This is a genomic window from Stenotrophomonas sp. STEN038 (genome assembly GCF_056759895.1).
This window is the reverse complement of record NZ_JBRRDW010000092.1, coordinates 1-7593: the sequence shown is the minus strand read 5'-3', so window position 1 is coordinate 7593 and position 7593 is coordinate 1. Positions and strand designations below refer to the sequence as shown.

The window sequence follows — 7593 nt, the reverse complement described above, 5'->3', positions numbered from 1 at the left end:
TATACATTATGCGAAATGGCTGATGGGCCGATTGAGATGGATCTGGATCTGGCTCACTTCTCACCTACCATCCCGGCCTCCTAAGGATTCGGGGGAAATTGAGGCATGAGCGACACCTACAACCTGGACAGCCGTCCACCGTGCTGGGAACCGGGAACGCAATGCCCGAACAGCTGCGCCAGCGACTACTACCGGCGCGTGATCGACAACCACGTCGCCCTGACAGGTCCATGGGCTGGCTGGCGTCTGGCAGGACGAGATCTGATCGCCCCAAGCGGCGAAAGGATCCCAGAACGCAGGCTGCGCGGCCTGCTGTGGCGCGCCGATGCTTCTGATTTACGTGACGCGACACGGAAAAGGAACGCTGCGCGAAAAGCGCGTCAGCAGTCGTTGGTCAAGGTCGTTGTCGTGGACCTGGGCGAATGGCGGGAACGCCACTTCGGAACGCGGGCTGGATAACGGCGTCAACGCAGGGGCAACGCCCCTGCACCCCCTATTTGCATGCGTTTTGAACCGCGTTGTCATAGGCACTGGAAAGAGCAAAAGAGCGCCTAGTACCTGCAGCGTTGTAAACAACATCTCGCTGCCGCTTCGCACTCTCGCAAGCGTAGCTAGAACCCGTAGTTCGGATCGTCGCCCCTGTAGCGCGACCACCACCGCCCCCGCCAACAGAAGCAACGTACGGGCGCTGTGCTGCACGGCGGGCCGCAACTTCGCGTTCCATCTGGGCAAGCCGCGCCCGTAGATACGGATTCTCCTGATCCGGCACAGCGTCCCAAGCCTTAGCCGCAGGACCGTTCGCGCAAGGATGTGACTGATACGAATCTGGCTTACCGCGCTCGACGCACTTGTAGACCTGTTGCGCTGCCGCGCCGCCAGACAACGCCAACAGAACAACTGCAAAAATTCCCCTGTACATCCCGGCTTCCTGCTGGATATGAACGCGCATCATACAAGAGGAAAGCTCGACCAATTTAGTGACGAATCACGTAAATAGGGCGAGCAATCCGTAGGGGCTTGGCCCCTACAGCCCAAGTGCCTGGCGCATTTGCGATCGGTAAATTTTAGAAAGCTGCCGAAACCCTTGCAGCGCAATGGTTTCCAGACAGCCCTTTCTGCAGGGCAGATCCGCGATCAGGAAAAAGCGGCCAACAACCCGATATGCAAAACGTAATAACCGTAGAAGGCCCATCGTGTCCTGGGTACGCGTAGATCCAGCTGGGCGACGGCCATCACTGGTAGCGCAAGCAGCGCCCACAGGTTGCCGTTGTAGAAACACAACGGCGCGAAGGCAGCGGCACCCAGCCAGAAATGGCTATCAACACGCTTGGTCGAGAACAGCCACCACCACACGACCACCAGCACGACGCCTGACCACTGGTAGTCCACCAGCAGCGGCGCTGGCACTGCCAACACCAGCAGCGACCACCAGCGTCGATTCTGGGCGCACAGGACGCACGCAGCGGCCAACGCGAAGCTCAGCAGTACGTTGACCGGCAATAACGCATCAAAGGCCCACACGTAGACCGGCTGAGCGATCAGGCCCCAAACGAAAAGCCGCTTCACCGACTTGCCAACGTCAGCGCCCGGCTGCGCCAAGTTATAGGCCATGACCAAGGCGAACACAGGGAAAGCAATGCGGCCCAACTCGCTGACCACCGGGACGTAATCGCCATAGAGCAGCTTGGCGGCATGGTCACCAGTCATCAGCACAACGGCCAACCATTTCAGCAATTCGCGTCCGCCGCTGGTCATAGCTGGAAATCCGTAGAAGGCACCGTTGTGGCGGTGTTGTAGCCGGGCGATTCAGGGAACGTACCCAACTTGCGCTGGCCCCGTTCGATCGATACAGACTCCCTGCGCTGGGAAAGGTCCTCCCTCGCCCGCTCCATCTGCATTGGACCATCAACGAAACGATCGTCGCGTTGATCACGGTAAGGCTCGTATTGACCACGACGAGCTACGAAGCGGCAGGTCGGCTCATCGAGCACATAGTTGGTGCCCTGCTCCGTCAGGCACGTACAGGATGGCTCAGCTTCTTTGCCCTGGGCATTCTGCCCACCCATGGATGACATACAGAACAACCGCGGCGATGCGCTCGGCAATGACAGGGCATCATCGTATGCAGGTGCACTCCACGGCTCCGATGGGATACGCGGTAAGAATCGCTCGGCATATTCCGCCGGGGTTACACGCTTGGTGCTGGCTGCGCCACTCGCCGTCGCTGACGCTCCGTCGCGTGTCGCAGCCGCATTCGCTGCCTTTACCGTAGCGTCCGCATCCTCGCCGCCCAGCCGCTTCCCCATGTTGCCGAACGTGTAGTACATCAAGAACAAGCCAAGCCCCGTCAGGATTGGAAGCGCGATGTAGTACCAAGGAATCTTGCGCTCCGTGGTGTCCATCTCCGTGGACTGATACGTGCCCATCGGCCGCTTAGGCAGCGCCTTGCGCCGAACAACCAACGGCGTTGCTTTTTCGGCCTGTGCTTCGAACCTGTCGAACTCACGCAGGTGCACAAACTTCGTGCCGAAGCGACGACGAACGTGAATATGCCGTTCGATCAGGTCATGAACGAACTGATCACACTGCTTGTCCGGGGACTGGCTGACAAAGATGAAATCCAAGCCGCGATGGCGGTGCTTTGCCAGCTGCTCAACATGGTGCGGTACCTTGGAGCCGGGTGGCCGCTTGGGCAGCATGCCATGCTCATAGGCCTCATCTACAAGCACGACAGCACCGTCAGGCAGGAAGTTCGGCCAGTCGCAGAACTGCTCTGGCGTCATCGGGAGCACGCCGGTTTTGGAGTAGTCGAATTGACGGATATTGCACGCGTAGACAATACGACCTTGATCCTTGAATTCGAGAAGGCGGTCAATCGCGTGCAACGTTTTGCCGTGACCTGGTTGGCCGGTGTACCAGTAAATCATGACGAACCTCCGGTAAGGGTGTCGGCAACCGTCTTAGGGACGATGAACGTTTTCCACGCCATACGGACCGTCAAGGCCGAAAGAACCATAGAAATAGCCTGCCCTACTCCGAGATAGCCAAGCAGCTGCGCTGCCTGCCCGGAAATACCGCTGGCGTGCTGAACCACGAACGCCTGAAGGTTCGGCAAGATCTGATCCCACGTCACGATAGTCAGGCCGAACGTGGCAAGCGCCTGCGATGCGATGCCGTGAGCGGCACCCTTGACCTTCTCCATAAGATGCTTGACAGCATCCTGAATCCAATCAGCAACCATGCCCATATCAGAACCCCCAACCCATCAAAATTTTCACCGCCGTATAAGCGCCAAAGATCAGGATGAGCGCACGAAGGATCGCCATTGCCTGACACCAATAAGGGAAATCGGCACCGCTAATGGATTGCCCCATCAACTGAAAGCTAGGCGGCTCGGGACAAGACCCACCGCCAAAAATGTTGTCTTCTTTGATTACGGAAAGAGAGAAACGAGCACCAAATTTCGTGACCGTTGGTGTCTCACTTTCGCTGGTTCCAACGCGCCCTTCCAGAGCATCCGCAACGCCATTTTTGTTTGCGTCGGTGCCATCTGTACCTGTCTCGCCGCTTTCCTTCTTGGCAAGTTTTTCCAGTGCGCACGTCGAACGCCATTGCTGCATCAGCTGGGCATACTCCATCGCATCGCATTTCTTGCCAGTACAAATCGGCACAGCGTCACACGTTCCACCGCTAATGTTTGCAGCGCGCCTAGTGTTGCAATCAATGCGCCACTGAATCTTCACCTGCATGCAAGCGATGGCATTGCCAGAACATGACGGAGGGGAATCACAACTATCGCCACCAGACGCACTGTCTTTCTCAGGGTCATTGTCCGGGTTGTCATCGTCCTCATCGGCTTTACCATCGCCGTCAGAATCCTTGCCGCATGTACCGTTATCGCGGCGCGCCTCGCCTTCAGCGCACTGCCCTTCACCGGGTATGCACTTACCGGTAGCCGGTGCCTTAATTGTTCCTGCAGGACACTCGCTAGCTTCAGCTTTGCAATACAGCTCACCGGTTTGAACGGCGCCCGGCGTAGTGCCCTGGACTGCAATCATTCCAGCAGGGCATTTGCCCTCAGGAACGCACACGCCTTCCTTCTTTACCTGCCCCTGAGGGCAGGTTGGCTCGAATGGCTGACAGAGCGCCATTGCCCCATTCCAGAATGAGCCGGTAGGGCATTCATTCTTGAAATCTGGCCCACACATTGCGCCGGTAGTTGTAACGGTGCTTGTGTCATCGCCATTATTTGAATAGTTGACGACGCAACCTGTATTGCAGCCGAGAGAGCCTGTAAGGGGCGAGCGCGGGACCGTAGCTGGAGGCCTTGCTACGCTAGTGCACGGCGTTTGGCACTGTTTTCCCTTCTCATTCCAAACCTTGCCCGCGCCGCAGGGATTCGTTCCGGGGTAGTAACGCCGGGCCTCCTGATTGCCACCCACGCCGCGATACAAAACCACGTAAACGCGAGATTCGGGGTAGTGCTGCGCCGGATTTTTCCACTCGGTAGCGTTGTTGGACGCAACCTTGTTGACCATCTCATACGCATCTTGCTGCGTCGGACAAACAAAGCTGCTATCACCATTAGCGTTTGGCAAAAAGCACTTGCTGTAATCCTGTGCCTTGGCAGCGCCGATACCCAGCCAGCCAAGTACCAGAGCGACGACAACAGCCGCGACGCGACGGGCTATAGCGCTGGCAAAGATCCTTGCGAGATTCATCACATGCCCTCGAACGCAAGCCAGCACGCGCCACACACTGCGATGATGATGAAGTAACCCATATCCCCTCCTTCCAAATAAAAAGGGGCGACCATGACGGTGCGCCCCTCCCGATCCCCTGCCCCGCCGATTAGCGAGCCTTCTTGACGTAGCCCCACACGATCAGAGCGCCGAGGATGATTGCGGCTGCCGCAATCACCAGCATCACATCGGCCTTACCACCAGCCATTTCGCCAGCAATGGCGGCACCCGGGGAACCACCACCGCTCGCAAAAGCAGCGCCCGATGCCATCAGGGCCGAAGCACCGGCAGCGACCTTGCCGCCAGCGGTGGCAGCGAAACGACGGGTTGCGTTGATCACGTTCTTCATAAAACACCTCTTGGGTTGATGCCCCTACATACGCGCCGCGCGGAATACGAGACGCGCTTTCAAGCCGACAGCCCAAACGCCAACAATGGCGAAGGCCACCAAACTCCCATCTGCCAAGTCCAGGGGCGGAAGAATTGGCTGGTGGTATGGCATCCAGACCGGAACCGCGCACACCCCATCCGGCTGCACGTGTTCGGGTGCGCAGCCAACGACGTAGAGCGATTCCGGCTGGTCAGACATGGGTTAGCCCTTCGCCGGAGCCGGAACCGGCTTGTCATCAGCAAGCGGAACGAGCTTCACGTCGCGGCCGATCTTCAAACGCTCGTATTCGTCGGTGACGAAACTGGACAGATCGAACGTGTAGAAGCCTGGGCGATACGGGTGCTCACCGGCCTGCAAGGAAACCTTGAACGGCTTGGGGAAACCGCCACTCGGATCAATGATTGCTGCAACCTGCTCATTGAACTGCATAGCGGCACGATCACCGCGAGCGGGAATCGACTTGACCAACACGTTGTCCGAAAGAATTTGAATCTTCATAGCTCTATCACCTTCCAAGCGATTATCCGGCCGCCAAAAATGGTTACTCGCCACGGTGAGGGCCAGAATTCACCGGTGAGTTTGTCGAACCACCCGCCAAGCGCTTTGCGAATGTCGGCAGCAACGCCGAGGATCTCGCGTGCTGAGACGGGTGCTTTCCAGTAGCGCAGTTCGCGCTTGGATTCTTGATTCAGGCCACCGCAGCCATGCGTGCGGAAACCTTTAGGGAACTGTCCAGCTACAAGGCTGGTGAACTTGCTTGCGTACTTAGCGAGGTAGCCCACTGCGTTGCGGGCCTTCTTCATGTTGGTGCAACCATGAGGCCACCAACCACGTTTATCGATCTTGCCGAAGTACATCCCCTGAGGGATCCAGATCAGAATGTGATAGTGGGGGATGCCGCGCTGGGTGAGCTCTCCCACCCAGAGGTAACGGAAAACTTGACCCGCAAACCGTTTGGCGCGGGATCGAGTGACATTGAAGTGGCCCCGCATCGCTCGCAGAAGGTCGCTAATGTCACGAGGGCCGCTATTGCATCCGTCTCGGTAGGTGAGCGTGAGCATGTACCACGCGCCACGGAAACCCGTTGCTTTCGCTTCGTCATTGTGAAGTCTCGCGGACGTGATGACAGACTTTTTCAACCGCTGCGCCCGTGCCAGCAGTGGGTCTATTTCGATGGATACGCGGCCTGTCTTCGGCGCGTCTTGACCACTTGTTTTATAAGGGACAAGCCCAAGGGCCAGCGCTTCGCGCTGGCCCTCTGGACTCAATGCGACCGGACCCGCTGCGTAGTAGTCAGCAAGAGACGCAGAGCCGTTGTGCTTGGCCTTGTGGATGCGCTCAGAGGCTTCCTCAGTGCGGTGCTGCATGCCACGCATGTGGCCCACAGACGCGTCGAACTCATCAAGCGCAGTACGCGGCTTGTGAGCAGCAGAGTTCGCATCAATCATCGACTGCAAGCGCGAATGGCACGGCTTGCACATATCAGCGTGATGCAGCTTGCGAGGCTTGCCGCAATTGCCGCAGAACGTGCCGTGATAGCGATAGGGTTCGGACTCAACCACGAGAGGCACCACGCATGATCCAAAGCCCAAGCACGAGGCAGAGGACGCCAATTGCAAGAAGGAACATGAAGTCAGCCACGGCGCACCTCGGCACGTGCCTGGGCAACAAGGCGAGCAGCGCGGTACCAGGAATCAATGCGCGCAGCGCGACGGCTGCATACCCAGTCGATCAGACCAACTACGCCGAGCGTCAAGCACGTGAGCGCGATCACGGAGAGGACGGCGATCAATTGGAACCGCCAGCGAGATAGCGGCGACGGAGGATCGGTGCCAGAGCCGCGACAACTGCATCACGCAGTTCTGAATCAAGCTCGATGGCTCCGTAGTTGCTTTCAAGCGAATAGATGGTCGGCAGCTGCTTGCTCAGCGCATACGCGGCCAGATCCTGTTCGGAAACTTCCATGACCCCTCCCCTACCCCCTAGCCCTAGAACCCGCTCCCGGCTCTAGGGGAGACCGGGGCGGGATCAATCCAAGACCCTTGGATCGACGGCGTGATTCAATACCCTTGAATCGAATAATTCAAGAGGCTTGAATCGAAATGGACGTAAATTCTTTGCTTGACAAAGCAAAAGAAGTGTGCGGGGTTGAGTACGACAAGGACCTTGCGCCGCGTCTCGGCGTCAAGCCGTCTGCAATAAGCAATTACAGAAAAAACGTTTCGCACCCCGATCCGGTCGTGTGCGCGACGTTGGCGGGACTTACCGGAGTGCCACTCGCAAGAGTGCTTGGAGTTATTGGGGAGGCACGCGCCATCAGTCGCGAAGAAAAGGCCGTATGGCGCAAGCTGGCCGCTACCGCTATAGCCCTAGTGATGGGGGTTGGCCTCGCCTCCCCTGTGCACGTACAGGCAGCGGAATCCGGTGTTTCAGCAGCACCGTCTATACATTATGCGAAAT

At 58.0% G+C, this 7593-nt stretch carries 10 protein-coding genes; 2 read left to right on the top strand and 8 right to left on the bottom strand.

Features of this window, described 5'->3' with window-relative positions; all coding sequences use genetic code 11:
• The first annotated feature begins 105 nt into the window (after positions 1 to 105).
• Positions 106 to 459: a hypothetical protein gene (locus ACVOLS_RS20940; RefSeq protein ID WP_481534009.1), complete on the top strand. Its 354-nt coding sequence runs from the start codon at positions 106 to 108 to the stop codon at positions 457 to 459.
• 675 nt (positions 460 to 1134) lie between these two features.
• On the opposite strand, the gene ACVOLS_RS20935 is transcribed toward ACVOLS_RS20940, so the two are convergent.
• The 8 genes from ACVOLS_RS20935 to ACVOLS_RS20900 form a co-directional block, all read right to left on the bottom strand.
• The gene (locus tag ACVOLS_RS20935) at positions 1135 to 1755 is read right to left on the bottom strand and encodes a TraX family protein (protein ID WP_481534010.1); all 621 of its coding nucleotides are present in this window, start codon (positions 1753 to 1755) and stop codon (positions 1135 to 1137) included.
• Complete coding sequence (locus tag ACVOLS_RS20930; RefSeq protein ID WP_481534011.1) at positions 1752 to 2927, bottom strand: zonular occludens toxin domain-containing protein; 1176 nt, start codon at positions 2925 to 2927, stop codon at positions 1752 to 1754. The genes ACVOLS_RS20935 and ACVOLS_RS20930 overlap by 4 nt, the downstream gene beginning before the upstream one ends.
• Entirely contained in the window at positions 2924 to 3247 is a 324-nt protein-coding gene (locus ACVOLS_RS20925; protein WP_481547225.1) for a DUF2523 family protein, read from the bottom strand. Before ACVOLS_RS20925 ends, ACVOLS_RS20930 begins: the two co-directional genes overlap by 4 nt.
• A 1-nt stretch (position 3248) precedes the next feature.
• Positions 3249 to 4721, bottom strand: a complete 1473-nt coding sequence (locus tag ACVOLS_RS20920; protein ID WP_481534013.1) for a virulence factor TspB C-terminal domain-related protein — start codon at positions 4719 to 4721, stop codon at positions 3249 to 3251.
• A gap of 130 nt (positions 4722 to 4851) precedes the next feature.
• Positions 4852 to 5091, bottom strand: coding sequence for a hypothetical protein (locus tag ACVOLS_RS20915; protein WP_481534014.1), 240 nt, complete (start codon positions 5089 to 5091; stop codon positions 4852 to 4854).
• 243 nt (positions 5092 to 5334) lie between these two features.
• Positions 5335 to 5631 carry a single-stranded DNA-binding protein gene (locus ACVOLS_RS20910; protein ID WP_481534015.1) on the bottom strand — a complete coding sequence of 99 codons (297 nt, stop codon included), beginning with the start codon at positions 5629 to 5631 and terminating at the stop codon, positions 5335 to 5337.
• A complete protein-coding gene (locus ACVOLS_RS20905) occupies positions 5628 to 6581 on the bottom strand; it encodes a rolling circle replication-associated protein (protein ID WP_481534019.1) in 954 nt (317 codons plus the stop codon). Before ACVOLS_RS20905 ends, ACVOLS_RS20910 begins: the two co-directional genes overlap by 4 nt.
• A 340-nt stretch (positions 6582 to 6921) precedes the next feature.
• Positions 6922 to 7098 carry a hypothetical protein gene (locus ACVOLS_RS20900; RefSeq protein ID WP_481534016.1) on the bottom strand — a complete coding sequence of 59 codons (177 nt, stop codon included), beginning with the start codon at positions 7096 to 7098 and terminating at the stop codon, positions 6922 to 6924.
• Positions 7099 to 7235: 137 nt separating this feature from the next.
• On the opposite strand from ACVOLS_RS20900, the gene ACVOLS_RS20895 reads away from it, so the two are divergent.
• Positions 7236 to 7593 (top strand): DUF3693 domain-containing protein (locus ACVOLS_RS20895; protein WP_481547224.1); only part of this gene is annotated, 358 nt, incomplete at its 3' end.